This is a genomic window from Neisseria animalis (assembly GCF_900636515.1).
Lineage (GTDB): Bacteria > Pseudomonadota > Gammaproteobacteria > Burkholderiales > Neisseriaceae > Neisseria > Neisseria animalis.
In genome coordinates, this window is sequence record NZ_LR134287.1 from 108,640 (window position 1) to 134,279 (window position 25,640).

Consider the following 25,640-nt stretch of genomic DNA (forward strand, 5'->3'; position numbering starts at 1 on the left):
CTTGGGGGCTTTATTTATGATGGGGTTGTAGGCGGTATCCGCTCGGATGCCGGGTTGACATCTTGATAACAGAAGGAGAAAGCTCATGAAAAAATTCCTGTTCGGTGCGCTGGCTGCGTTGGCGGCAGGCTTGTCGTTGGCGGCGGTAAACATCAATACGGCCGCTCAGAGCGAGTTGGAGGCCCTGCCGGGCATCGGCCCTGCGAAAGCCAAAGCGATTGTGGCCTACCGTCAGCAGAACGGCGGTTTCAAAACGACGGAAGAGCTGAAGAATGTGAAGGGTATCGGTGAGGGAATTTATGGCAAACTGAAGGCCGAGGTCACGGTGGCGCCGGTACAGAACAAACGTAAGGCCGTGCCGGCTAGCAAGTAGGCTGAACGAAGAACCCGGAAAATCACCGGGGAAAAAGCCGTCTGTAAATCAACTATAGGTTTGCAGACGGCTTCGGTCGGTAGGAAACTTCTTTTTAATGGATAGCAGGAAAAGTTGGAATAAATTGTTTTATTTGCATTGCTCATTATTCGGCTTTGCATGATGACATTTTATTTCATATCTTACTGCTACGTTTTACCCCATAAAAAAATTTAATGTTTCCGCTTAGGTTTACTTTACTTGAATTTATAGCTGTATTGTAAACCTACGAGATTGGCATAGTTGTTGAACTTAGCGGTACCGGTACCTTTACTGTCCACATTATCGCCGACGGATGCGGCGGATTTGAATGTGGTATCGTTGATGTGGATATGGCTGTATGCAATATCAAAGACGTGGTTTTTGCGGTATTGGTATTTCGCACCGATCGAGTACCAAATACGATTGCCGTCGGGCAAAGTATTCAGACGGCTGTCTGCATTGCGGACAGGGCTTTGGTCGAAGGCGATACCGGCGCGCAGTTGCAGAGGTTCGCTGTATTGGTAGGAGCCGCCGAAACCGACTTTATAGGTATTGCGCCAGTTGGGTGTGATAACGGTGCGGTCGGAGATTTTGCCGCCGCCGATGTTTTTAGTGTTTTCAAATACCAATTCGGCTTTGTTGAAACGGCTGTGGCGTGTCCAAGTAACATCGCCAAACAGGTTCAGTTTGTCGGTGGCTTTATACATGCCGTGTACCGATAATGATTCGGGCGTAACGATTTTGACGCTGGCTTTTTCATGGGCGGCATAACCATTTCCTCCTGCCGCCACCGGTGCACTGATACGGCCAAATGCGGCTTGTGCAAACGCACCGTCAGCCGACCAGTCTGCCGTACCTTTTAAAGTATGCGTTACTTTGGAGCGGTAGTTGACGCCGACACGGGCGCGATCGTTAATGTCCCACATCCAGCCCAAATGGAAGCCGAAACCCCAATCTTTGCCTTTTACTTCGGCATGGCCGTCTGCTTTTCCTGTAGCATCAACGCGAACAGACTGCCCCGCCCGCTGAGACGCTTGAAGACTTGCCAAGCCGCTCAAGGCGCCGGATGCGTCCCAGTCGGCGTATTTGCGTAACTCGGCGCTTGAGTATTGGGCAATCGCGCCGATACCGACAGAGTGTTGTTCGTTGAATTTATAAGCAACAACAGGCTCTACGGCAATAGTGGTCAGGCCGAGCTGGTTCAGATGGTGGCGTAAAACAGAATCTTTGCTGTATTCGGTAGATGAACCGAATGGAACGTATACGCCCAAACCGAGCGTGACATCATCGTTGAGTTTGTATGCGCCGTAAACGTGCGGTGCGGCAACGATGTCATCGGTAATTTTGCCGGAAGTTTCGCCTGATACAGCGCCGCCGCGTCGGTAGGTGGCTTGGGCATCGCTGTATTTGATGTGGGGAGCGAGCAGGTTGACGGCAGCGGTTACTTCACTGCTTTCCAGTTTGGTTAAACCGGCCGGGTTGTAGAAGAGGGTGGAAGAATCGGCTGCTTCGGCAGTTGCGGCGTTGGCAGTGCTTTGGGCGGTAACAGACTGCGTACTGAAATGGTAGCCGGAAGCCTGAGCCAATGCGGGAACAAATGCCAAACCCAGCAGAAAATGGATTTTTTTAACGTTCATGTTCATGGTGTTTCAATCACTCTATATAAGTAATATTGGGAACAGGCGAAATGCCTGTTTGCAAAAAGATTTTAGTGTAGGTGCTCGATTCTATAATATCTGTTAAATTTAAGATAGCTTTTTCTATACTGATGGGTTAAATTCGTTACCTTTCATTACATTTTCTCTATAATTCCGTGCACAACGGGCAGCAGCTTTGCCCGGCGGCTTTGTTTTGCAGACGGCATATTGCTCAAGGCCGTCTGCAAAATCAGGGGGGGATATTATGGCCATTAGTGAAACAGAACGCTTTGCTTGGCTACAGTTGGCGTTGACACCTTATATTGGTGCGGAAACCTTTCTCAAATTGCTGCAACATTTCGGCAGTGTGGAAGCGGCATTGGCCGCACCGTCAGAGTTTGTTGGGCGGGCAGCCCGTAATAAGCAGGCTGCGGCAGTATGGGATAATCGGGAAAAGCGCGAACTGGCCAGACAGTCGGCATTGGAGGCTTTGGAGTGGGAAACGCAGGCAGATTGCCGTCTGATGTTGCTGAAGGACGATGATTTTCCGGTGATGCTGGCCGAGGGCCTGACTCCTCCGCCCTTATTGTTTTTGCGCGGCAATACCGCATTGCTGCACAGCCCGTCTGTCGCCATCGTCGGCAGTCGTCATGCTACGCCGCAAGCGGTTAGAATTGCACGGGATTTTGGTGAGGCATTGGGTAAAGAAGGGATTACCGTGGTTTCCGGTATGGCTGCCGGAATTGATGCCGCCGCCCATCAAGGTGCGTTGTTGGCAGACGGGGGCGGTACGATAGCTGTCTGGGGAACAGGCATCAACCGTATCTATCCGCCGTCTAACAAGCAGCTTGCCTACGAAATTGCCGGACATGGTTTGATTGTCAGCGAATTTCCGCTGGGTACGCGGCCGCTGGCGGGAAATTTTCCGCGGCGAAACCGTTTGATTGCCGCTTTATCCTGCGCTACATTGGTGGTCGAAGCAGCATTGGAATCAGGCTCGCTGATTACAACCAAACTTGCCGCCGAAATGGGGAGGGAAGTGATGGCGGTGCCCGGCTCGATTGATAATCCGCACAGTAAAGGTTGCCACAAGCTGATTAAAGAAGGTGCAAAACTGGTGGAATGTTTAGATGATATTGTGCAAGAATGCCCGCAGCTATTGCAAAATGCCTCCATATCATCATATTCTATAAATAAACAGCGGAAAAAAGCCGAAAGGCCGTCTGCAAATACCCTGTCGGCAGCAAAAAACGAAAAATTGCCGTTGGCAGAGCCGGAAAAAAACCAAACCGAAGCAGTACGGCCGTCTGAAAAAATACAGGCTGCCCAATCCGCGCAGGCAGACAGCATACTGGCGGCGATGGGCTACGATCCTGTCCACCCCGATATGCTGGCGGCGCAAACAGGGCTGGCCGCTGCCGACATTTACGCCAAATTGTTGGAACATGAATTAGAAGGAACAGTTGCCGCGCTTGCCGGAGGCCGTTACCAAAGAATAAGATGAACGGCAGCTTGCCGGATACCGTATTCAGCAAATACGGGCTTTAAAACAATATAAGGAACATGATGGCAGAAGTCATTGCTTTTTTGATTGAACATTTTCAGGATTTCGACCGTTGCCCGCCACCGGAAGATTTGGGCCGCCTGCTGGAAGATGCAGGCTTTGATGCCATGGAAATCGGCAATACGCTGATGATGATGGAAGTATTGTTCAACAGTTCGGAATTTTCCGCCGAGCCGGTATCCCGAGGCGCAATGCGCGTGTATTGCGCTGAAGAAACCGATGTCCTGCCGACCGAAGTGGTAGGGCTGCTGCATTATTTGGTCAACGAACACGCCGTCAGCAGCGAGCAGCGCGAAATGGTTGTCCACGCGTTGACGCATATCCCCGCAGACGAGATTACTCTGGATACGGCCAAAGTATTGACCCTGATGGTTTTATGGGCGCATAAAAGCGAGCTGCCGGTTTTAATCGGCGATGATTTGATGGACGCGCTCAACGGCAAAGCAGTGATGCACTGAATAATCGGACTGCCTGCCGGCAGTTCGGCAATACCTACTGTTTTGCAGACGGCCTTTACCACAGCTGTTTCAACAAAAAACGAAACCAAGCGTAAGGCCGTCTGCAAAAGCTCAAACTCATACAAAACAGAGAATAGCGATGGCTAAAAACCTTTTAATCGTCGAATCCCCGTCCAAAGCCAAAACCCTCAAAAAATATTTGGGCGGCGATTTTGAAATTTTGGCATCTTACGGCCATGTCCGCGACTTAGTGCCGAAAAACGGCGCAGTCGATCCCGACAATGATTTTGCCATGAAATACCAGCTGGTATCGCGCAACAGCAAACATGTCGATGCCATCGTGTCCGCAGCCAAAGAGGCGGAAAACCTTTATCTCGCAACCGACCCGGATAGGGAAGGCGAAGCAATTTCCTGGCATTTGCAGGAAATCCTCAAAAGCAAACGCGGTTTGAAAAACATCAAACCGCAGCGCGTTGTGTTTCACGAGATTACCAAAAATGCGGTATTGGACGCCATCGCCCATCCGCGCGAGCTGGAAGTAAACCTGGTGGATGCCCAGCAAGCCCGCCGCGCTTTGGATTATTTGGTCGGCTTCAACCTGTCGCCGCTGCTGTGGAAAAAAATCCGCCGCGGCTTGAGCGCAGGGCGTGTTCAAAGCCCCGCCTTGCGACTGATTTGCGAGCGTGAAAACGAAATCCGCGCCTTTGAAGCCCAAGAGTATTGGACGGTACATCTCGACAGCCACAAAGGCCGCAGCAAATTCACAGCCAAACTCGTCCAATACAACGGAAAAAAGCTCGAACAATTCGATCTGGCAAACGAGGCCGCGCAGGGTAGCGTTTTACAGGACTTGGCCGGCAAAGAGGCCGTGGTCGGCGGCATAGAAAAGAAAAAACGCAGCCGCAATCCGGCCGCGCCGTTTACCACCTCCACCATGCAGCAGGATGCTGTACGCAAACTCGGCATGACCACCGACCGTACCATGCGTACCGCACAGCAGCTTTACGAAGGTATCGATGTCGGACAGGGCGCAATCGGTTTGATTACCTATATGCGTACCGACAGCGTAACGCTCTCGGACGAGGCATTGACCGAAATCCGCCACTACATCGAAAACAAAATCGGCAAAGAGTACCTGCCCGGCGCGGCCAAACAATACAAAACCAAATCCAAAAACGCGCAAGAGGCGCACGAAGGCATCCGTCCGACTTCCGTATACCGCACGCCGGAAAGCGTAAAACCGTTTCTGACCGCCGACCAATTCAAACTCTACCAGATGATTTGGCAGCGTACCGTAGCCTGCCAAATGACTCCGGCCAAGTTTGACCAAACCACGGTAGATATCGCCGTGGGCAGCGGCGTATTCCGCGTAACCGGACAAGTGCAGACCTTCGCCGGCTTTTTGAGCGTGTACGAAGAAGGTACGGACGACGGCGAAGACGGTGAAGACAATAAAAAACTGCCGGAAATGGCAGAGGGCGATGTTTTGCCGGTTGACAAACTGTACGGCGAGCAGCACTTCACCACGCCGCCGCCCCGTTTTAACGAGGCAACCTTGGTGAAAGCATTGGAAGAATACGGCATCGGTCGGCCGTCGACTTATGCCAGCATTATTTCCACGCTCAAAGACCGCGAATACGTTACCCTTGAGCAAAAACGCTTTACCCCCACCGACACCGGCGACATCGTCAATAAATTCCTGACCGAGCATTTCGCCCAATACGTCGATTACCACTTTACCGCCAAACTCGAAGACCAGCTTGACGATATTGCCAGCGGCAAGCGGCAGTGGGTGCCGGTGATGAGCCAGTTCTGGAAAGGCTTCAGCAAGCAGGTCGAAGAAAAAGAAGGCATCGAGCGCGCCAAATTTACCACTCAGGAGCTGGACGAAGACTGCCCGAAATGCGGCCAACACAAGCTGCAAATCAAATTCGGACGCAACGGCCGCTTCGTAGCGTGTGCGGGCTATCCCGAATGCAGCTACACGCGCAATGTAAACGAAACCGCCGAAGAGGCTGCGGAACGAATCGCCAAAGAAGCGGCGGAGCAGGCCGAGCTCGACGGACGCGAGTGCCCGAAATGCGGCGGAGGGCTGGTGTACAAATACAGCCGCACCGGCAGCAAATTCATCGGCTGCGCCAACTATCCCAAGTGCAAGCACATCGAGCCCTTGGAGAAGCCCAAAGACACAGGCGTGGAATGCCCGCAATGCAAAAAAGGCCATTTGGTCGAGCGCAAATCACGCTACGGCAAACTTTTTTACAGCTGCGGCACCTATCCCGACTGCAACTACGCCACTTGGAATCCGCCCGTTGCCGAAACCTGCCCGAAATGCGCTTGGCCGGTATTGACCATCAAAACGACCAAACGCTGGGGCGTGGAAAAAGTTTGTCCGCAGAAAGAATGCGGCTGGAAAGAACAGATCGAACCGCCGGCACCGAAAGGCAGTGCGGCAGAAGAGTAATCTGTTGAGTCAAAAGGCCGTCTGCAAATTCAGAATTTGCAGACGGCCTTTTTGCGGTTTTGGGTTTGCCGTGGGTAAAGGGCAGATGTTTCTTGGGTTTAATGCACTTGAAACGGCAGGAACGATACGTCCATGATATAGGCTTTCGGGTTGCGCCAATCGACTTTGACGGTAACGGTTTCGCCCAGATAGGGTTCGGGGTCGGTGGTCATCGGCGGGCTGACAAACTGCTGTATGTTGCCGTTGAGCGGGTTGGGCGCAACGGCGATGATTTCGTATTTGTCGCCTTGGCTGTTGCGCGATCCGCTGTTCCAATGGCGTACTTCCTGTACGGCGGCTTGGATTTCCACACCGCTTGCCTGCGCCTGTTTGCCGCCTTCGTATTTCGGCCACAGGACAAAATAAATCAGTGCGCCGAATACCACAGCCATGATGCCGCTGATGGGATTGGGTGCGACAAAGGTGATGACGAGCAATGCGAATGTAATGACAAGGGCGATGATGATGGTGGTTAGGGAAATCATACGGTTCCTTTGCGGAAAGGGAAGGGTAATCGGCCAGTATGGTCAAATGTGCCGTTTTGCAGACGGCATTGGCTTGTGTCGAAACCGACAGCTTGGCCGTTGTTGGCAATAAGAGCAATACGGCGTTTTCAGTCAGTATAGTCATTTAAAATAAGAATGATACAGCGTTGCTTTGCCTTGCCTTACTATGTGTACTGTCTGCGGCTTCGTTGCCTTGTCTCATTCTTATTTTATTCGACTATAAAATTTCGCCAGCCGTGCGGGATTGCCTGTCTGATGCCGTCTGCAAAATCAATACAGCAGTTTTTTGCGCGGTTTTTCTGCAACAGCGGCGTTTAGCGGCGATAAGTCGATAAAAGTTTCGGTACGGACGGTATTGCCCAGCACGTCTTCGCATTCCGTTACCAGCTTCATCAGGCCGTCGAACCGGTGTTCGGGCAGGCGGGCCAGCAGGGTATGGCGGTCGGCGAAGATGCCGTCCAAGGTTTCGCCGGCGGCAAGTTTGTCCAAGCCTTCAGAAAAAAACGGCAGGCGGGCAACCGCTTCGGCAACGGCTTCTCCCGCCGCATGGTCTTCGGCGATGGCGATTTGGAAACGCAGGTTTTGCGCCAAACCTTTGCCGTTGTTGTACAGTTTGAACACCAACATCTCCGGCTGTGTTTCCGACAGTTGCAGCGCGGTATGGACAACCGGCTGCACCGCTTCCTGCTGGATTTGTTTTTCCCGTTGCAGCCATGCTGTTTTGGCCTTGATGTGTGCTGCGGCAAACAGATAGGCCAGCCAAACCAGCGCAATGGCGGCAACGGCGGTAATGGTTGGCGCGAGATCGGCAAGGTAATCTTGCGGATTGAACAGCAGGCAGGCGCACAGAAAGCCGGCAAAGAAAAACAGAATATAGAGAAATGGCGCAAAGCGTCCGGAAAAATTCAGATTCATGGGCGCATATCCTTATCCGGCCTGTCTCTTACGCCTCGGCAACCGAATCGCGGGAGAAGGTTTTTTCACAGTAATGGCACTTCAGACGCGTTTGGTTGTTTTGCGTTTTCACATAAAAGCGGCTGCTGACCGGCTCGCCGTGGCTGGCGCAGTTGCTGTTGGGGCAGCGGAATACTTCGGCAATCACATCGGGCAGGGCGATGTTCATTTTTTGCACGACTTTGAAATCTTCAATCACGTTTACCGTGGCTTCGGGAGCAAACAGCGCCAAGCGGTTGGCGGCTTTTCCGTCCAGCCGCACGCCGGAAATCTTGATGATGTCTTTGCTGCCCTGAGTTTGACTCGGCAGGTTGAAGCCTACCGTTACCGCGCTGCCGTAATGCAGCAGCTTGAATTGGCGCAGAATCGCCAAGCCTTTGCCGGCAGGGATATGATCGATAACCGTACCGTTTTCGATGGCTTCGACGCTGTATTGTTTTTTGTCCATCATCTGCTCCTTACACTTCTTCGTTCAATACCAAAGACAACATGGCCATGCGCGCATATACACCGTTGGTTGCCTGCTCGAAATAATAGGCATGCGGTGTGGCATCAACATCCGGATGGATTTCGTCAACGCGCGGCAGCGGGTGCAGCACGCGCAGGTTGGGCTTGGCGTTTTGAAGCATGGCGGCGGTAAGGTTGAATTTGCCCTGTATTTTGGCAAATTCCTGTTCGTCGAAACGCTCGCGCTGTACGCGGGTCATGTAGAGAATATCCGCCCACTCCGCCGCAGCTTCCAAGCTGTCAAACGTCTGCCATGCACAAGCAGCTTCGTCCAACTCCTCGGTGATGTAATCGGGCATGGCAAGGCTGGGCGGCGAAACAAAGGCAAATTCACAGCCCCAGCGTTTCAATGCCTGAGCCAGAGAATGTACGGTACGGCCGTATTTCAAGTCGCCGCACATCGCAATTTTCAAATTGTTCAGACGGCCTTGCGTTTCCTGAATCGTGACCAAATCCAATAAAGTCTGGCTGGGGTGCTGGTTGGTGCCGTCGCCCGCATTCAATACCGGTACGGCGGAAAATTCGGCGGCTACCCGCGCCGCGCCGTCTTTCGGATGGCGTTGGATAATGGCATCGGTGTAGCTGGAAATAATCCGGGAGGTGTCCGCCAGCGTTTCGCCTTTTTTCGCGCTGGTGTTCGCGCCGTCTGAAAAACCGATGACCTTGCCGCCCAAACGCTGTACGGCAGTTTCAAACGACAGCCGAGTGCGGGTGGACGGCTCGAAAAAGCACGAGCCGATGAGTTTGCCTTCCAGCAGGTTGCTGCGCGGATTTTCTTTGAGTTTGAGTGCGGTATTCAGCAGCAGCTCAAGCTGTTCGGTTGTCAGATCCGAGATGGAAATGACGTGTTGCCGGTAGAGCGGATTAGGCATTTGTTTTCCTTTCTGCCCGTTTGCCCGAACCTGCCGGAGGTGTTTTGCAAACGGTTTCTGCATAAAAAAACCCGCAGACGGCGGGATTTCAACAAATGGCAACAGCGCTGCGGCGGGCAGCGCGGGAAAAGCAGCCTGTGCGGGCGGAGCATTTCATAAAGTTGCCGTAACATTCGGTTTCGATATGCTGATTATCGCATATTCGGCAGCCGTCTGAAAGGAGATACGCCCGTTTGCAGACGGCATGGACATCAGTTCTCATCATGTTCCGCTTTGCCGTGCAGCCTGTACCAGCCGAACAGCCGTATCAGGCAGAGCAGGGCGGTCAGCGGCAGGCACAGGGCTGTAATAAAATAACGTATATCTCCGGTATTGAAAACCGGTTTGCCGGAAAACAGACCGCCCACCGCCCAAAACCACTCCCACAAAGAAGGCACGCTGAACGCCAATACGGCCAGCAGTCCCAGTGAGCGGAAAATACCGATGGGCAGAATTTGCTGCTGCAATACTGTGCGGTTGAGCTGGAGCAAAACCAGCAGCCCGAAGCCGATGATGAGTATCATGCCGCCGTTGGCCGCCAACTGCAGGCCGTTGAAGGCAATATCGGGCGTAACCGTTTTTGCAGACGGCATATTGACTACATTTTGGCTTTGCATCACGTTCAAGCCGAAGCCGTACAGCATATCGCATAAAATAATCCAGACCGGAAGAGAGGAAAGCAAGCGTTTCATGAGCATTCGGATAAGTTTTCCAATGATGGAGATTGTAGCCGATTTCTGCCGTAATTTAGCACCATATAAATTTGGTTTAAATCATAAAGTTCTGTAATTTTCCGCCATTTCAGGCAGGGTTCGCGCTACAATCGGTTATTTTCCAACCAAAAGTCTCGGCTTGAAAGGAGCTGCGAAATGAATACCGCCAAACGCGATATCGGCAGAATCAGCCATAATACCAAAATCGTCGCCACTTTAGGGCCGGGAAGTAACGATGTCGGCCTGCTGGAAGACATGATGCGTACCGGCGGCTTGAACGTCGTCCGTTTCAATTTCAGCCACGGCACGGCGGAATTTCATGCCGAAAATGCCCGTATCGTCCGCGAGGCTGCCAAACGTGCGGGGCAGGAAATCGCCATTTTGGCAGATTTGCAAGGTCCGAAAATCCGAGTGGGCAAAATTGCCGGCGGCAGCATTGAGCTGAAAGAAGGAGAAAAATTGGTGCTGGACGCTTCGCTGGAAGGCGAAGGCACGCGTGAAGCAGTGGGTTTGGATTACCGCAATCTTCCCGATGATGTGAAAGCAGGCGATGTGTTGTGGTTGGACGACGGGCTGCTGACGCTGACGGTCGATGCGGTCGAAGGCAGTAAAATCATCACCACCGTTGAAAACAGCCACGTTTTGAAAAGCAACAAAGGCATCAACAAACGCGGCGGCGGTTTGTCGGCCGGAGCATTGACCGAAAAAGACTTCCGCGATTTGAAAACAGCGGTTGCCATCGGTTGCGACTATCTTGCCGTCAGCTTTGTCAAATCCGCAGAAGATTTGCAGCTTGCCCGCGCGAAAGTAGAAGAAGAAATGCAAGGCAGCCAAGCGGTACGTCCGGGTTTGGTGGCGAAAATCGAGCGTGTGGAAGCGATTGAGAATTTAGATGAAATCATTCTGGCTTCAGACGGCATTATGGTGGCGCGGGGCGATTTGGCGGTAGAGGTCGGTCATGCTGCCGTACCCGCGCTGCAAAAACGCATGATCCGCCGCGCCCGCGAGTTGCGCCGTTTCAGCATTACCGCTACCCAAATGATGGAAAGCATGATTACCAACCCCGTACCGACCCGCGCCGAAGTCAGCGATGTGGCCAATGCGGTGTTGGACGGTACGGACGCGGTGATGTGTTCCGCCGAAACTGCTGTCGGCGCGTATCCGTTTGAAACCGTTACGCAAATGGCGATTATCTGCGCCGCCGCCGAGAAAGAGCAGGATTCTTTAAACGGCGTGGCCGAGCAGACGGACGAACACGTCAGCACCAACCTTGCCATTGCTGCCGGTGCGGTGAGCGTGGCGCGTGCGGTGCGTGCCAAGGCGATTGTTACGCTGACGGAAAGCGGCTCGACCGCGTTTGAAATCAGCCGCCACAATATCCAACTGCCGATTTTCGCGTTGACACCGAGCGTGTCCGCCCAGCGCCGTATGGCGATGTATCGCGGCGTGCGTCCGATGATTTTGGAAACCAGTACCAACCACGATACCGCGCTGGCAGAGGTTGAAGCGACATTGGTGGCGCACCGGATTTTGAGCAAGGGCGACCAGTACATCATTACCAGCGGTTCAAAAATGCGCGAATCGGGTTCGACCAATACTTTGGAAGTGTTGAGCGTGAAATAATCCGTCGAGCAGCAAAAAGCCGTCTGCATTTTCGTAATACCGAAATGCAGACGGCTTTTTGGTTGTTTTGCTTCCGAATCCGATGGAGGCGGTAAAGAAAACAACGAAGATTGCTGCCGAACTTTGGGCATATCAAGCGCATACCTGCCATTTTGCAGACGGCCTTTCCTGCGGCAGACGGCGGTTCGGCAGAATATTTCGGGCGGTTACCAAATGACCGGCAACGGGATATTTCGGGCAGTGCGCGGTATGGTCAGTGATTTGGCAGGCGTACCGTTTCGTTTTCGCTTGGCTGGAAATCGGCCATATTGTCCAGATCCCGACCGGGTTCGGCGGCGGTATCACCGATGTTGATGCCGGTCAGACTTTCCAAAATGATGGCGGAGGAAAGGTTTTCGCTTGTGCGGTATATCATGGCCAAGCCGATTTCTTCGGCAGGAATGGAAACCGCTTCAGCGATATCGCGGCTTTTTGGCGCGGGAAGCAGGTTGTTTTCGGGGTTGATGCGGATGAGGCGGTTGCGTTTGTACAGGCTCAAAACCATGCCCTTGTCCAAACCGTGTGCCGCGCCTTGGTTCAGGGTAATGGTTTGGAATTGCCCTGCTTCACCTACGCCGTCAAAAACCGAAACGACTTTTGCCCGTACCGGGTGGTTCGGCGCGTGCGGAATCATGTGGAAGCTGTCGCCTTCGGGCAGCTTCATCAGATAATCGTTTTGTCTGATTTCGGAAACCGCCGTTTCTACCATCATGGGTTGTGCGGATTGGGTACGCAGGTGGATCAAGGCATTTTTACGGCTGTAATATTCGTTGTCTTCCAACTTTTCTTCTGCCCGCCGGCTGCGGTTTGCCAGCGCAGTGTCGGTGTAGGGCAGGGTGCGGACGATGCCGCTGAATACGGCTTCCTGTCCTAAAACTTTGCGGGTGTCGGGATCGGTAATGTTTTTGTTGATGCGGTAGGTCAGGTAGCGGCCCGGTTCGGTAATGCCGTAGGCGTATACGCGCTGGCCGGTGGTGTAGAGCAGGCGGTTGTCCGGCCCGGCGATCAGGCGCGGAGCGTCAGCGGTTTCCTGCGGGGAAATGATTTGCGGGTGCTGCATAAACAGGCGGTAAAACTGTACGTTGACGGCGGGAATGCCGTAGCCTGAAGTTTCACGCATACGGGGGCTGAGTTTGATGACCGGAATGCCGTCTGCATTTCGGCTGCCGTGTTCAAAATCCAAGCCGGGCTGCCCGCCGGTGTAGCGTAAAACCAATACCTGCCCCGGATAAATCCGATGGGGATTGTCGATTTCGTGTCGGTTTCTGCCCCACAAGCTGCTCCACTGCCACGGTTGGTACAGATATTTGCCGGCAATGCTCCACAAAGTATCGCCCTGCTTGACCACATAACGCTGCGGCGCATCGGGGCGGATGTCGGGCGCGGCGCTTGCCGGAACGGAAAATACCATGCCGACGGCACAAAGCAGGGTTATAATAGGGCGTTTCATGAATTATTCCTTGAAATCAAAACCGATAGACTATAATTAAACCAAACCGACGGCGGTATTCTATATTCAAAGCCGCGAACTTTCCACCGCAGGCAGTACGCCGCAAGGAAATTGCAGACGGCCTGCCGCCCGCATACATCATTAGCATTATTACCGAGATTAATTATTATGGCATTACTCAATATCCTCCAATATCCCGACGAACGCCTGCATACCGTAGCCAAACCCGTAGCGCAGGTTGATGACCGCATCCGCACATTGGTGCAGGATATGTTTGAAACCATGTACGAAGCACGCGGCATTGGCTTGGCGGCTACCCAAGTCGATGTACACGAGCGTGTGGTGGTGATGGACCTGAGCGAAGACAAAAGCGAGCCGCGCGTATTCATTAATCCCATGATTACGGAAAAAGACGGCGAAACCACTTACGAAGAAGGCTGTCTGTCCGTACCCGGCATTTACGATACCGTTACCCGCGCCGAACGTGTCAAAGTCGAAGCCTTAAACGAAAAAGGCGAAAAATTCGAGCTGGAAGCAGACGGCCTGCTGGCAATCTGTATCCAACACGAGCTTGATCACCTGATGGGCAAAGTATTTGTCGAACACCTGTCGCAGCTCAAGCAAAACCGCATCAAAACCAAACTGAAAAAACGCCAGAAACACAATATGTAAGGTGTCGGGCAGCAATCGCCTGCCCATACGCAGACTGCAGCAGGCAGCGCATTTTTTGCAGACGGCCTTAAGCGCATAAAAGGCCGTCTGCAAAAACGCCGTTTCAGAACGATTGTTGCAAAGGCGGAAGAATCCGTCTGCCACGAGCCAGAAAGTCCGAATATGAAAGTTATTTTTGCCGGAACCCCCGACTTTGCCGCCGCCGCGCTGAAAGCCATTGCCCAAGCCGGTTTTGAAATTCCGCTGGTGTTGACCCAGCCCGACCGCCCCAAAGGACGCGGTATGCAATTACAGGCCTCGCCCGTGAAGCAAACCGCATTGGAACTGGGCTTGCGCGTCGAACAACCCGAAAAACTGCGCGGCAACACCGAAGCCCTGCAAATGCTGAAAGACACCGGAGCCGATGTGATGGTGGTGGCGGCTTACGGTCTGATTCTGCCGCAAGACGTACTCGACACGCCGAAACACGGCTGCCTCAATATCCACGCCTCGCTGTTGCCGCGCTGGCGCGGTGCTGCGCCGATTCAGCGCGCCATCGAAGCGGGCGATGCCGAAACCGGCGTGTGCATCATGCAGATGGACATCGGTTTGGACACCGGCGCGGTGGTCAGCGAACACCGCTATGCCATTGCCGCCGACGATACCGCCAACGAAGTACACGACGCGCTGATGGATTTAGGTGCCGCCGCCATCGTTGCCGATTTGCAGCGTTTGCAAACCGAAGGCCGTCTGCATGCCGAACCGCAACCGGAAAACGGCATTACTTACGCGCAAAAACTCAGCAAAGAAGAAGCCAAAATCAACTGGAGCGAGCCCGCCGCCGTGATTGCACGCAAAATCCGCGCCTTCAATCCCGTACCCGCCGCATGGGTGGAATGGCAGGGCAAACCGATGAAAATCTGGCGTGCCGAAACCGTAAACCAAAGCGGCCGCGCGGGCGAAGTGTTGGCTTTCGGTTCAGACGGCCTCGTGGTGGCTTGCGGAGAAGGTGCGGTCAAAATCACCGAGTTGCAACCGGCAGGCAGCAAACGCATGGACATCGCCGCCTTTGCTGCAGGGCGCACGATAGCAGTGGGTACGGTATTGGCGTAACTGCAGACGGCCTTTGAGATTGAAGCCGTCTGTAAAACGGCAATGTGCATAGGGTTGTCAAGCCGACAAAATACCCATTTGCAGACGGCTTAAACGCAATCCAAGGCCGTCTGCAAATCTGATGATATAGTCATTTAAAATAAGAATGATACAGCGTTGCTTTGCCTTGCCGTACTATGTGTACTGTCTGCGGCTTCGCTGCCTTGTCTCATTCTTATTTTATTCGACTATAAAAAACAAAAAACCAAAGAAAGACCCAAACACCATGAGTATGGCTCTCGCCCAAAAACTTGCCGCCGAAAGCATTGCCGCCGTTGCCACAGGGCAAAATCTGCAAGACGTTTTGGCAAAAATCCGCGCCCGCCATCCCGACTTGAGCGTGCAGGAAAACGGCGCGTTGCAAGACATTGCTTACGGCTGCCAGCGGTATTTGGGCAGCTTGAAGTTTATGCTGGGCAAACTGCTGAACAAGCCGATAGACAAGCCGCAGTTGGAGAGTCTGCTCTTGGCGGCGATGTACCAGCTCCACTATACGCGGAATGCGCCGCACGCCGTGGTAAACGAGGCGGTGGAAGAAATCGGGCGCATCGGGCGCGGGCAGTACCGCTCGTTTGCCAATGCGGTGTTGCGCCGTTTTTTACGCGAGAAAGACAAACTGGCGGCGCAATGCAAATACGACGATACGGCGCGTTACAATCTGCCGCAATGGTGGACGGCTTATCTGCAAAACCACTATCCGAAATATTGGCACAACATTGCCGCCGCTCTGCAATCGCACCCGCCGATGACTTTGCGCGTCAACCGCCGCCACAGTTGTGCAGAAGCCTATGCGGCGCAGTTGGCCGAAGCGGGTATCGAGGCTAAAGCCTTGGACGATTATGCCGTGATGCTGAAAGAAGCCGTACCGGTTGCCAAATTGCCGGGTTTTGCAGACGGCGTGGTATCGGTTCAGGACTTTGGCGCACAAAAAGCCGCCTGTCTGCTCAATCCGCAAGAAGGGGAGCGCATACTGGATGCCTGCGCCGCGCCGGGCGGCAAAACGGGGCATATGCTGGAACTTGCCGATTGCAAAGTGACCGCGCTGGATATTGATGAAACGCGCTTGGCACGGGTGAAAAGCAATCTGGACAGGCTGGGTTTCGGCGGGGTGTCGCTGCATTGCGCCGATGCACAGGATTTGGCAGCATGGTATGATGGGAAACCGTTTGATGCGGTGCTTGCCGATGTGCCGTGTACCGCCTCGGGTGTGGCGCGCCGCAATCCCGACATCAAATGGTTGCGCCGTCCGACAGATGCGCTGAAAACGGCACGCCAGCAGGAGGCTTTGTTGGACGCGCTGTGGCAGACTTTGAAACCCGGCGGCAGAATGCTGCTGGCGACCTGCTCGATTTTTCACGAAGAAAACGGTCAGCAGTTAAACAAATTCCTCAACCGCCATGCTGATGCGAAGTTGGCTGAAGAGCATGTACTTTTACCGAACAAACACCAAGATGGCTTTTATTACGCGCTTATCCGAAAGCTGTAACGCGGTTTTTCGTCTCGATAAAATCCGTACCGTCTTTTTGCAGACGGCCTTTGCCGCCACTCTGCTGCTGTCTGTACCGACAGCATGGGCAGAGGGCATTGATGCGACCCGTTCCGAAGCGCGGCTGACCGGCAGCGGGCAGCTTTCCGTCAGCAGCCGTTTCCGTACCGACCTGCCCGACCAGCTCAAACAGGCATTGAAGCAGGGCGTGCCGTTGAATTTTGCGCTGACGTGGCAGCTTTCCGCACCGGCCCTTGCGTCTTATAAATTTAAATTTTCCCAGTTGGTCAGTGACGACAACACAATCCAATACAAACTTTCTTTCCACCCGCTGACCAACCGCTACCGCGTATCGGTAGGCACGTTTTCCACCGAATACGATACGCTGCCTGCCGCTTTACGTGCCGTAGGTGCGGTAGCTAATTGGAAGGTTTTGGGGAAAGGCGATTTGAAAGGGATACAACCGCGCGACATTAAGGCGGAAATCCGTTTGCAACTTTCCACCGCCAAACTGCCGAAGCCGTTTCAAGTCAACGCCCTTACGTCGAAAAACTGGCAGCTTGATTCGGGTTGGGAATCATTGGACATCCGTCGGGAATAATCATGCGCCGTTTTCTTCTGACCGCCGTATTGCTGGCTGTCGCCTTGCTTTACGGCCTGACCGTCGCCACCGGCAGCAACAGCAGCTTGGGTGATTATTTTTGGTGGATTATTGCTTTGTGCGTGTTGCTGATGCTGGTGTTGGCAACCGTATTGGTACGTTATGTGCTGCTGTTGATGCGCGACAGCAGCAAAGGAATTTTCGGTTCCAAAATCGCCCAAAGGCTGTCGGGAATGTTTACGCTGGTTGCGGTATTGCCGGGCGTGTTTTTGTTTGGCATTTCTGCCCAGTTTATCAGCGGTACCATTAATTCATGGTTCGGCAACGATACCCAAGAAGCCTTGGAGCGTAGTCTGAACCTGAGCAAATCGGCATTGGATTTGGCGGTGGACAACGCCATCAGCCATGCCACACCGATACAGATTGATTTAATCAGCGCGGCATCGCTCGATTATGATTTGGGCGAAGCATTGCCGGCCACCACCAATGCCTCTGAGTTTACCCAACTGGCATTATTTAACCTCAATACGGACAAAATCGAAAAAAGCATTAATCCGCAGTTGCTCGACCAGCCGGTTTTAGATGTGAAAGAGCAGGAAACCCTGCTGCAAAACGGTTCGCTGCGGAGTTTGAGCAACATCGGCGGCGTGCTGTATGCTCAAGGCTGGCTGGCGGCCGGTAATCGGGGCGGGCAGGAGTACGCATTATTTTTCCGCCAGCCGATTCCGAAAAACGTGGCAGACGATGCTACCCTGATTGAGGCCGCCCGCGCCAAATATGCCGAATTGAGTTATACCAAACAAGGTTTGCAGACTTTCTTTCTGGCAACGCTGCTGGTTGCCGCATTGCTGGCAATCTTTCTTGCTTTGGTTATGGCGCTGTATTTTGCCCGCCGTTTTGTCGAGCCGGTATTGTCGCTGGCCGAAGGCGCGAGGGCGGTGGCGCAGGGCGATTTCAGCCAGACCCGTCCGATATTCCGCAACGACGAATTTGGCAGGCTGACCCAGCTTTTCAACCACATGACCGAGCAGTTGGCGATTGCTAAAGAGGCCGATGAGCGCAACCGTCTGCAACAGGAAGCAGCACGGCATTATTTGGAATGTGTTTTGGAGAGTCTGACGACCGGTGTGATTACTTTGGACGCATCAGGCCGTCTGAAAACTTTCAATAAAGCCGCCGAGCGTATTTTGGGTATTTCTTTGGTGCCGTTATGGGGCAGTAATTGGCATGACTGGAGCGGACAATCTCCGCAACAAACCCTGTTGGCCGAAGTGTTTGCCGCCATCGAAACCACGGCGGAAGCCGCCAAACCCGCGCAAGTGGAATATGCCGCGCCCGACGATGCACGGATTTTGTTGGGTAAGGCCACCGTTTTGCCGGAAGACAACGATAACGGTGTCGTGATGGTAATCGATGATATTACCGCGCTGGTGCGGGCGCAGAAAGAAGCTGCATGGGGCGAGGTGGCCAAACGGCTTGCACACGAAATCCGCAATCCGCTCACGCCCATCCAGCTTTCTGCGGAAAGGCTGGCATGGAAACTGTATGACAAATTGGACGAGCAGGATGCTCAAATCCTAACCCGATCCACCGATACCATTGTGAAGCAGGTTGCCGCACTCAAGGAAATGGTAGAAGCCTTCCGCAATTATGCACGCGCGCCTTCATTGAGTTTTGAAAAACATGATTTGAACCGTTTGGTAGAGGAAGTGCTGCTGCTGTACGAAGGCGGTGCGTGTACATTCTCTGCCAAATTCAGTAATATAGCGTTGTGGGTGGCAGCGGACACTACCGCCATGCGGCAGGTTTTGCACAATATTTTCAAAAATGCTGCCGAAGCGGCTGAAGAAGACGATATGCCGCAGGTTGATGTGGCCACTCAAAACGAAGGCGGGCAGATTGTCCTGACCGTATGCAACAACGGTAAAAGTTTCAGCAAAGAAATGCTGCACAATGCCTTTGAGCCTTATGTTACCGACAAGCCGACAGGTACGGGTTTGGGTCTTCCCGTTGTCAAAAAAATCATAGAAGAACACGGCGGGCGCATCAGTTTGATCAATCAAAGCAACGGCGGTGCGTGCGTGCGAATAACATTACCTCCACATTCATAAAAAAGCAGACGGCCTTATCCGTCAAAACGGGTGAAAATCCTTAAATGGTAGAAAGCTATGCGAAGCAGTGATATTTTAATTGTAGATGATGAAGTCGGTATCCGCGACCTGCTCTCTGAAATCCTTCAAGACGAGGGATATACTGTTACTTTGGCGGAAAACGCCGAAGAAGCGCGCCAACTGCGTTATCAAAACCGCCCCGCAATGGTTTTGCTCGATATTTGGATGCCCGATTGCGACGGTATTACCTTATTGAAAGAATGGGCGAAAAACGGCCAGCTCAATATGCCGGTTGTGATGATGAGCGGCCATGCCAGCATCGATACCGCTGTGGAAGCTACCAAAATCGGTGCGCTCGATTTTCTGGAAAAACCGATTGCTCTGCAAAAGCTGCTGCAAACCGTTGACCGCGCACTCAAGCATAGTGAAATGCAGACGGCCGCCGGGTTGTCGTTCGACCGCTTGGGCAACAGTCCGACCGCGCAGGAATTAAGTAAAAAACTTGAAATGGCCGCCAAGCAAAACGGCCCTGTTTTGTTAACAGGCGAAGCCGGCTCGCCGTTTGAAGCGGTTGCACGCTATTTCCGCAAAACCGGTACGCCGTGGGTGGAAGCCGCTAAAGTCGAACACCTTGTCGATACTCCGCTGGAGTTGCTGCAAAAAGCCGGCAGCGGCGTGTTGTATGTCGGCGATATTGCACAGTACAGTAAAAATATCCAAAACGGTATTGCTTTCCTGCTGGGTAAAGCCGACCGCTACAATGTGCGTATTATTGCCGCCAGCAGCCGCAGTTTGGAAGAGTTGTTGGAAAGTGCGCCGGAAAGCAAGCTGCCCGAACTTTTGTCTCCGACTGTTATCGGTATCCCGTCTCTACGCAGCCAGCGGGACGACATTGATTTTCTCGTTAACCAGATTTCTATCGAGCTGACCGACAGCGAAAAAATTCCCCTTCCCAAATTCAGCAGTGGCGCATTAGGGATATTGCGCCAATATGATTGGCCGGGCAATTTCGATCAGTTGCGTCAAGTCATCAGAACGCTCGCGTTGGAAGCGGAAGGTTCCGAAATCAGTGAGCCGGCTGCCGCTGCGGTTTTGGGGCAAACGCCCATAGTTGACTCCGAATCGGTCGGAGGGTTTAATTTCAACCTGCCGCTGCGGGAGTTGCGTGAGGAATTGGAACGCCGCTATTTTGAGTACCATATTGCCCAAGAGGGTCAAAATATGAGCCGCGTTGCTCAGAAAGTCGGACTCGAGCGTACTCACCTTTACCGTAAATTGAAACAACTCGGAATCAGCGTATCGCGGAAAAACGGCGAAAAAGGCGATGAATAGGCCGTCTGCAAATTGCGGTGTTAACGAAATGCTGACGATAATACGAAGCTAAACAATGAATCATACAGGCCGTCTGCAAAATGGTTGGGAAGTGAAGCCTACGCTTTCCAAAAACCGTTTTCAGACGGTTTTTTACGGTTATCAAAATGATGGAAACAAAAAAAAATAATGCTAAACACAGCAACCAAGTGCGTATCATCGGCGGTACGCATCGGGGGCGCAAGCTCGCTTTTGCATCGGCAGAGGGGCTTAGGCCTACTCCGGATATGGTGCGTGAAAAACTGTTCAACTGGTTGGGGCAGGATTTGACCGGTAAGGCGGTATTGGATTTATTTGCCGGCAGCGGCGCATTGGGTCTGGAATCCGCCTCACGCCGCGCGAGCAGAGTGGTAATGGTGGACAATAACCGCGATACCGTGCAAAGCCTGAACCGAAATTGCAAAGAATTGGGTTTCCGGCAGGCGGAAACGCTGTTTGCAGACGGCATTACGTACTTAAAAAATACCATGGATAGCTTTGACGTGGTTTTTTTAGATCCGCCCTTTGCGTGGAACAGATGGGCAGAGTTGTTTGACCTGCTTGAATTGCACTTGAAAAACGGTGCAATGGTTTATGTTGAAACAGGAAGCCTGCCACAAAGACCACCGTATCTGGAAACCTACCGGGAAGGCCGGTCGGGCATGAGTAAGTTTGAATTATTACTCTACTCACAAGAGTTTGAATAATTTGGAATTTGATAACTGTTCTTGCAGTATGAAATTGCAAGCAGCAGGTTTTTTTCCTGACGGTTGTGCTATAATCCGCCCCATCGGTTTTGAACTTAATAAAAAGGAAATACAATGTCGCTCTTTATTACAGATGAGTGCATTAACTGCGATGTCTGCGAGCCGGAATGCCCGAATGATGCCATCTCGCAAGGCGAAGAGATTTACGAAATCAATCCGAACCTGTGTACGCAATGTGTCGGCCATTATGATGAACCGCAGTGCCAACAGGTATGTCCGGTGGATTGTATTTTGATTGATGAAGAAAACCCGGAAAGCCATGAAGAGCTGATGGCGAAATACGAAAAGATTATCCAACTAAAATAATTTCATTTGAAATCAAGCTATTGGTTTAAAAATAAGCATTAATCGAAAATAATGCTTGACCTGCTGGTGGGGTTTCAATAGAATGACGTTCTCTTTTGGAGGGATTCCCGAGCGGTCAAAGGGGGCAGACTGTAAATCTGTTGCGTGAGCTTCGAAGGTTCGAATCCTTCTCCCTCCACCAAAATTCTTACTTGGAGCAATAAGTGAGTATGCGGGTGTAGCTCAATGGTAGAGCAGAAGCCTTCCAAGCTTACGGTGAGGGTTCGATTCCCTTCACCCGCTCCAATGCAATTCGCCCATGTAGCTCAGGGGTAGAGCACTCCCTTGGTAAGGGAGAGGTCGGCAGTTCAAATCTGCCCATGGGCACCATCTCATTTATTATCCCTAACTTGTCAATACACTTAGAATAGGATTCTTGCCATGGCTAAGGAAAAATTTGAACGTAGCAAACCGCACGTAAACGTTGGCACCATCGGTCACGTTGACCATGGTAAAACCACTCTGACTGCTGCGTTGACTACCATTCTGTCTAAAAAATTCGGTGGCGCTGCCAAAGCATACGACCAAATCGACAACGCTCCTGAAGAAAAAGCCCGTGGTATTACCATTAATACCTCACACGTAGAATACGAAACCGAAACCCGCCACTACGCACACGTAGACTGCCCGGGTCACGCCGACTACGTTAAAAACATGATTACCGGTGCCGCTCAAATGGATGGTGCAATTTTGGTTGTATCCGCAGCCGACGGTCCTATGCCTCAAACCCGCGAGCACATCCTGTTGGCCCGTCAAGTAGGTGTACCGTACATTCTCGTATTCATGAACAAATGCGACATGGTTGACGATGCCGAACTGCTGGAACTGGTAGAGATGGAAATCCGCGACCTGTTGAGCAGCTACGACTTCCCGGGTGACGACTGCCCGATCGTACAAGGTTCTGCCTTGAAAGCCTTGGAAGGTGATGCAGCATTCGAAGCTAAAATTTTCGAACTGGCTGATGCACTGGACAGCTACATCCCTGCTCCTGAGCGTGCCGTTGACAAACCGTTCCTGTTGCCGATTGAAGACGTATTCTCAATCTCCGGCCGCGGTACTGTAGTAACCGGTCGTGTAGAGCGTGGTATCATCCATGTTGGCGACGAGATTGAAATCGTTGGTTTGAAAGAAACCCAAAAAACCACTTGTACCGGCGTAGAAATGTTCCGCAAACTGCTGGACGAAGGTCAAGCAGGTGATAACGTAGGCGTACTGCTGCGCGGTACCAAACGTGAAGAAGTAGAGCGCGGTCAAGTATTGGCCAAACCGGGTACCATTACCCCGCACACCAAGTTCGAAGCAGAAGTATACGTACTGAGCAAAGAAGAAGGTGGCCGTCATACTCCGTTCTTCGCAAACTACCGTCCGCAATTCTACTTCCGTACGACTGACGTTACCGGTGCGGTAACTCTGTCTGAAGGTGTAGAAATGGTAATGCCGGGTGAAAACGTGAAAATCACCGTTGAACTGATTGCACCGATTGCAATGGAAAACGGTCTGCGTTTTGCGATTCGCGAAGGTGGTCGTACCGTGGGTGCCGGTGTGGTATCTAACGTTATCGCTTAAGTTTAGAGGCCAATAGCTCAATTGGTAGAGTATCGGTCTCCAAAACCGAGGGTTGGGGGTTCGAGACCCTCTTGGCCTGCCAAATAAAAAATTAACCGGCCTTGTGCCGGTTAATTTTTTTGCATTTATAGTTTGAGTTACTACTTAATTTAAATCGATTCGGATACCTTGTTTATCATTACAGGGTGGAATATTGTAAGCGAGAGTACGATGACAGAGCGCATCTCTGAAGACAAGGCGGAAAAGCAGGGTCAGCTTATGCGAAGTAGCGAAAGTTCGTCTGCGCCTAAGCGTGAGGGATTGTTTGCTTATTTCCGTAGTTCTTGGACTGAGTTTAAAAAGGTCGTTTGGCCTAAGCGTGATGATGCTGTAAAAATGACCATCTTTGTGGTGATTTTTGTTGCATTGCTATCCATTTTTATTTATGGCGTGGATAGTGTGATTTCATGGTTATTTTTTGATATTTTGTTGAAGAGGGGATAAAAATGTCAAAACGTTGGTATGTTGTGCAGGCTTATTCCGGCTTTGAAAAAAATGTTCAGAAGACATTGAAAGAGCGTATTGTACGCGAAGAAATGGAAGACTATTTCGGCCAAATTTTGGTTCCGGTTGAAGAGGTTGTAGATATCAAAAATGGCCGTAAAACGATAACCGAACGCAAGTTTTATCCCGGTTATGTGCTGGTTGAAATGGAAATGACCGATGATTCATGGCATTTGGTAAAGAGTACGCCTCGGGTTTCCGGATTTATTGGCGGTACGGCCAATCGACCATTGCCGATTTCTCAGCGTGAAGCTGATGCTATTCTGCAACAAGTACGTAGCGGTGTGGAAAAACCTAAGCCTAAGGTTGAATTTGAAGTTGGACAACAAGTACGTGTTAACGAAGGTCCGTTCGCCGATTTCAATGGCGTTGTAGATGAAGTTAATTACGAGCGCAATAAATTGCGTGTATCTGTTCAAATATTTGGCCGAGAAACTCCGGTTGAGCTTGAATTTGGTCAGGTAGAAAAAATTTAAGTGTTTTAGTCAGTTGAAACACTTGAAAAAAAGCAGTATCACTCTTATAATGGAAAATTCTGTTTGGGGAGCGAGTTAAGCTCGCGTTATACCCGTTTATTTAGGAGTCCTTCAGTGGCAAAGAAAATTATCGGCTACATTAAACTGCAAATTCCTGCAGGTAAAGCCAACCCTTCTCCTCCGGTAGGTCCGGCATTGGGCCAACGCGGTTTGAATATTATGGAATTCTGTAAGGCGTTTAACGCTGCAACCCAAGGCATGGAGCCGGGCTTGCCGATTCCTGTTGTTATTACTGCGTTTGCGGATAAATCATTCACTTTTGTGATGAAAACGCCTCCTGCTTCCATCTTGCTGAAAAAAGCGGCTGGTTTGCAAAAAGGCAGCTCTAATCCGCTGACTAATAAAGTGGGTAAATTGACCCGTGCTCAGTTGGAAGAGATTGCAACAACTAAAGAACCTGATTTGACAGGTGCGGATTTGGATGCGCGTGTGCGTACTATCGCTGGTTCTGCCCGTTCAATGGGTCTGGATGTGGAGGGTGTATGATGGCTAAAGTATCTAAACGCTTGAAAGCTTTGCGCGCCTCTGTTGAAGCCAATAAACTGTACGCTATCGATGAAGCTATCGCTTTGGTGAAAGGTGCGGCTACGGCTAAATTCGACGAATCTGTTGATGTATCTTTCAACTTGGGTGTGGATCCTCGTAAATCTGACCAAGTAATCCGCGGTTCCGTTGTGTTGCCTAAGGGTACCGGTAAAACTACCCGTGTTGCCGTATTTGCACAAGGCGCAAATGCAGATGCCGCTAAAGAAGCCGGTGCTGATGTGGTAGGTTTCGAGGATTTGGCTGCTGAAATCAAAGGCGGTAACTTGGATTTCGATGTTGTGATTGCTTCTCCGGATGCAATGCGTATCGTTGGTCAATTGGGTACCATCTTGGGTCCTCGCGGCTTGATGCCTAACCCTAAAGTAGGTACGGTGACCCCTAACGTTGCTGAGGCAGTTAAAAACGCTAAAGCTGGTCAAGTGCAATACCGTACTGACAAGGCAGGTATCATTCATGCTACCATCGGCCGTGCTTCTTTTGCTGAAGCTGATCTGAAAGCAAACTTTGATGCTTTGCTGGATGCTGTTGTTAAAGCGAAGCCGGCTGCTGCAAAAGGCCAATATTTGCGTAAAGTTGCGGTTTCCAGCACCATGGGTCTGGGTGTGCGCGTTGATACTTCAAGCGTAAACAGCTAAGAATTTTCAGACGGTCCGATGTGGGTTGGGTCGTCTGAATTTGGGCTACTTAATAATATTAAGTAGATGTCCAAGACCGTAGGGATCGCAAG

General features: G+C 51.8%; 24 protein-coding genes, 4 tRNA genes and 2 pseudogenes. 23 read left to right on the forward strand and 7 right to left on the reverse strand.

The window, feature by feature from the left end:
* The first annotated feature begins 85 nt into the window (after window positions 1-85).
* The gene (locus EL111_RS00505) at window positions 86-373 is read left to right on the forward strand and encodes a ComEA family DNA-binding protein (protein WP_126325826.1); all 288 of its coding nucleotides are present in this window, start codon (window positions 86-88) and stop codon (window positions 371-373) included.
* 236 nt (window positions 374-609) lie between these two features.
* Here the strand turns inward: EL111_RS00505 and EL111_RS00510 are convergent, their stop codons facing one another.
* The gene (locus EL111_RS00510) at window positions 610-2,031 is read right to left on the reverse strand and encodes an OmpP1/FadL family transporter (protein WP_123796369.1); all 1,422 of its coding nucleotides are present in this window, start codon (window positions 2,029-2,031) and stop codon (window positions 610-612) included.
* Between the two features lie 271 nt (window positions 2,032-2,302).
* Here EL111_RS00510 and dprA point away from each other — a divergent pair.
* The 4 genes and pseudogenes from dprA to topA all read left to right on the forward strand — a co-directional run.
* Window positions 2,303-3,233, forward strand: a pseudogene (gene dprA / locus EL111_RS00515) (DNA-processing protein DprA); the annotation flags it as partial.
* 140 nt (window positions 3,234-3,373) lie between these two features.
* Window positions 3,374-3,535: pseudogene (locus EL111_RS10835) on the forward strand (DprA-like winged helix domain-containing protein); the annotation flags it as partial.
* A 62-nt stretch (window positions 3,536-3,597) separates the two neighbouring features.
* Window positions 3,598-4,053 (forward strand): Smg family protein, encoded by a 456-nt coding sequence (locus EL111_RS00520; RefSeq protein ID WP_123796367.1) that lies wholly within the window; start codon window positions 3,598-3,600, stop codon window positions 4,051-4,053.
* A 139-nt stretch (window positions 4,054-4,192) separates the two neighbouring features.
* Window positions 4,193-6,517 carry a type I DNA topoisomerase gene (gene topA, locus EL111_RS00525; protein WP_123796365.1) on the forward strand — a complete coding sequence of 775 codons (2,325 nt, stop codon included), beginning with the start codon at window positions 4,193-4,195 and terminating at the stop codon, window positions 6,515-6,517.
* A 98-nt stretch (window positions 6,518-6,615) separates the two neighbouring features.
* On the opposite strand, the gene EL111_RS00530 is transcribed toward topA, so the two are convergent.
* From EL111_RS00530 to EL111_RS00555, 5 genes are all read right to left on the reverse strand, one after another.
* The gene (locus tag EL111_RS00530) at window positions 6,616-7,041 is read right to left on the reverse strand and encodes a hypothetical protein (RefSeq protein WP_123796364.1); all 426 of its coding nucleotides are present in this window, start codon (window positions 7,039-7,041) and stop codon (window positions 6,616-6,618) included.
* A gap of 291 nt (window positions 7,042-7,332) precedes the next feature.
* The gene (locus tag EL111_RS00540) at window positions 7,333-7,977 is read right to left on the reverse strand and encodes a DUF8453 domain-containing protein (protein ID WP_123796363.1); all 645 of its coding nucleotides are present in this window, start codon (window positions 7,975-7,977) and stop codon (window positions 7,333-7,335) included.
* A gap of 28 nt (window positions 7,978-8,005) precedes the next feature.
* The gene (gene pyrI / locus EL111_RS00545) at window positions 8,006-8,464 is read right to left on the reverse strand and encodes an aspartate carbamoyltransferase regulatory subunit (RefSeq protein WP_123796366.1); all 459 of its coding nucleotides are present in this window, start codon (window positions 8,462-8,464) and stop codon (window positions 8,006-8,008) included.
* A gap of 10 nt (window positions 8,465-8,474) precedes the next feature.
* Window positions 8,475-9,395 carry an aspartate carbamoyltransferase gene (gene pyrB / locus EL111_RS00550; RefSeq protein ID WP_123796362.1) on the reverse strand — a complete coding sequence of 307 codons (921 nt, stop codon included), beginning with the start codon at window positions 9,393-9,395 and terminating at the stop codon, window positions 8,475-8,477.
* A 251-nt stretch (window positions 9,396-9,646) separates the two neighbouring features.
* The gene (locus tag EL111_RS00555) at window positions 9,647-10,126 is read right to left on the reverse strand and encodes a hypothetical protein (RefSeq protein ID WP_123796361.1); all 480 of its coding nucleotides are present in this window, start codon (window positions 10,124-10,126) and stop codon (window positions 9,647-9,649) included.
* A gap of 177 nt (window positions 10,127-10,303) precedes the next feature.
* On the opposite strand from EL111_RS00555, the gene pyk reads away from it, so the two are divergent.
* Window positions 10,304-11,770 (forward strand): pyruvate kinase, encoded by a 1,467-nt coding sequence (gene pyk / locus EL111_RS00560; RefSeq protein ID WP_123796360.1) that lies wholly within the window; start codon window positions 10,304-10,306, stop codon window positions 11,768-11,770.
* Between the two features lie 253 nt (window positions 11,771-12,023).
* Here pyk and EL111_RS00565 read toward each other — a convergent pair whose 3' ends face one another.
* Window positions 12,024-13,259, reverse strand: coding sequence for a LysM peptidoglycan-binding domain-containing protein (locus EL111_RS00565; protein WP_123796359.1), 1,236 nt, complete (start codon window positions 13,257-13,259; stop codon window positions 12,024-12,026).
* A gap of 168 nt (window positions 13,260-13,427) precedes the next feature.
* Between EL111_RS00565 and def the strand changes: the two genes are divergently transcribed.
* From def to rplA, 17 genes are all read left to right on the forward strand, one after another.
* Window positions 13,428-13,931 carry a peptide deformylase gene (gene def / locus EL111_RS00570; protein WP_123796358.1) on the forward strand — a complete coding sequence of 168 codons (504 nt, stop codon included), beginning with the start codon at window positions 13,428-13,430 and terminating at the stop codon, window positions 13,929-13,931.
* Window positions 13,932-14,093: 162 nt separating this feature from the next.
* Window positions 14,094-15,023 carry a methionyl-tRNA formyltransferase gene (fmt, locus tag EL111_RS00575; protein WP_123796357.1) on the forward strand — a complete coding sequence of 310 codons (930 nt, stop codon included), beginning with the start codon at window positions 14,094-14,096 and terminating at the stop codon, window positions 15,021-15,023.
* 265 nt (window positions 15,024-15,288) lie between these two features.
* Window positions 15,289-16,548, forward strand: a complete 1,260-nt coding sequence (rsmB, locus tag EL111_RS00580; RefSeq protein ID WP_123796356.1) for a 16S rRNA (cytosine(967)-C(5))-methyltransferase RsmB — start codon at window positions 15,289-15,291, stop codon at window positions 16,546-16,548.
* Window positions 16,514-17,149, forward strand: coding sequence for a DUF4390 domain-containing protein (locus tag EL111_RS00585; RefSeq protein ID WP_123796355.1), 636 nt, complete (start codon window positions 16,514-16,516; stop codon window positions 17,147-17,149). Before rsmB ends, EL111_RS00585 begins: the two co-directional genes overlap by 35 nt.
* Before the next feature lie 2 nt (window positions 17,150-17,151).
* The gene (locus EL111_RS00590; RefSeq protein WP_123796354.1) at window positions 17,152-19,260 is read left to right on the forward strand and encodes a sensor histidine kinase; all 2,109 of its coding nucleotides are present in this window, start codon (window positions 17,152-17,154) and stop codon (window positions 19,258-19,260) included.
* Between the two features lie 57 nt (window positions 19,261-19,317).
* Window positions 19,318-20,592, forward strand: coding sequence for a sigma-54-dependent transcriptional regulator (locus EL111_RS00595; RefSeq protein ID WP_123796353.1), 1,275 nt, complete (start codon window positions 19,318-19,320; stop codon window positions 20,590-20,592).
* A gap of 146 nt (window positions 20,593-20,738) precedes the next feature.
* Window positions 20,739-21,317, forward strand: coding sequence for a 16S rRNA (guanine(966)-N(2))-methyltransferase RsmD (gene rsmD, locus EL111_RS00600; protein WP_123796352.1), 579 nt, complete (start codon window positions 20,739-20,741; stop codon window positions 21,315-21,317).
* A 114-nt stretch (window positions 21,318-21,431) separates the two neighbouring features.
* Window positions 21,432-21,683 (forward strand): YfhL family 4Fe-4S dicluster ferredoxin, encoded by a 252-nt coding sequence (locus EL111_RS00605; RefSeq protein WP_123796351.1) that lies wholly within the window; start codon window positions 21,432-21,434, stop codon window positions 21,681-21,683.
* Window positions 21,684-21,780: 97 nt separating this feature from the next.
* A tRNA-Tyr gene (locus EL111_RS00610) sits at window positions 21,781-21,864 on the forward strand.
* Window positions 21,865-21,894: 30 nt separating this feature from the next.
* Window positions 21,895-21,968, forward strand: a tRNA-Gly gene (locus tag EL111_RS00615).
* A 9-nt stretch (window positions 21,969-21,977) separates the two neighbouring features.
* A tRNA-Thr gene (locus EL111_RS00620) sits at window positions 21,978-22,052 on the forward strand.
* Window positions 22,053-22,103: 51 nt separating this feature from the next.
* Window positions 22,104-23,288 (forward strand): elongation factor Tu, encoded by a 1,185-nt coding sequence (gene tuf / locus EL111_RS00625; protein ID WP_126325827.1) that lies wholly within the window; start codon window positions 22,104-22,106, stop codon window positions 23,286-23,288.
* A 6-nt stretch (window positions 23,289-23,294) separates the two neighbouring features.
* Window positions 23,295-23,370 (forward strand) — tRNA-Trp (locus EL111_RS00630).
* Window positions 23,371-23,498: 128 nt separating this feature from the next.
* Complete coding sequence (secE, locus tag EL111_RS00635; RefSeq protein ID WP_123796206.1) at window positions 23,499-23,771, forward strand: preprotein translocase subunit SecE; 273 nt, start codon at window positions 23,499-23,501, stop codon at window positions 23,769-23,771.
* 2 nt (window positions 23,772-23,773) lie between these two features.
* Window positions 23,774-24,307 carry a transcription termination/antitermination protein NusG gene (nusG, locus tag EL111_RS00640; RefSeq protein WP_123796205.1) on the forward strand — a complete coding sequence of 178 codons (534 nt, stop codon included), beginning with the start codon at window positions 23,774-23,776 and terminating at the stop codon, window positions 24,305-24,307.
* Between the two features lie 114 nt (window positions 24,308-24,421).
* On the forward strand, window positions 24,422-24,853 hold the full coding sequence (gene rplK, locus EL111_RS00645; RefSeq protein WP_066077709.1) for a 50S ribosomal protein L11: 432 nt from the start codon (window positions 24,422-24,424) through the stop codon (window positions 24,851-24,853).
* Complete coding sequence (gene rplA / locus EL111_RS00650; RefSeq protein WP_123796209.1) at window positions 24,853-25,548, forward strand: 50S ribosomal protein L1; 696 nt, start codon at window positions 24,853-24,855, stop codon at window positions 25,546-25,548. The genes rplK and rplA overlap by 1 nt, the downstream gene beginning before the upstream one ends.
* Window positions 25,549-25,640: the final 92 nt, after the last annotated feature.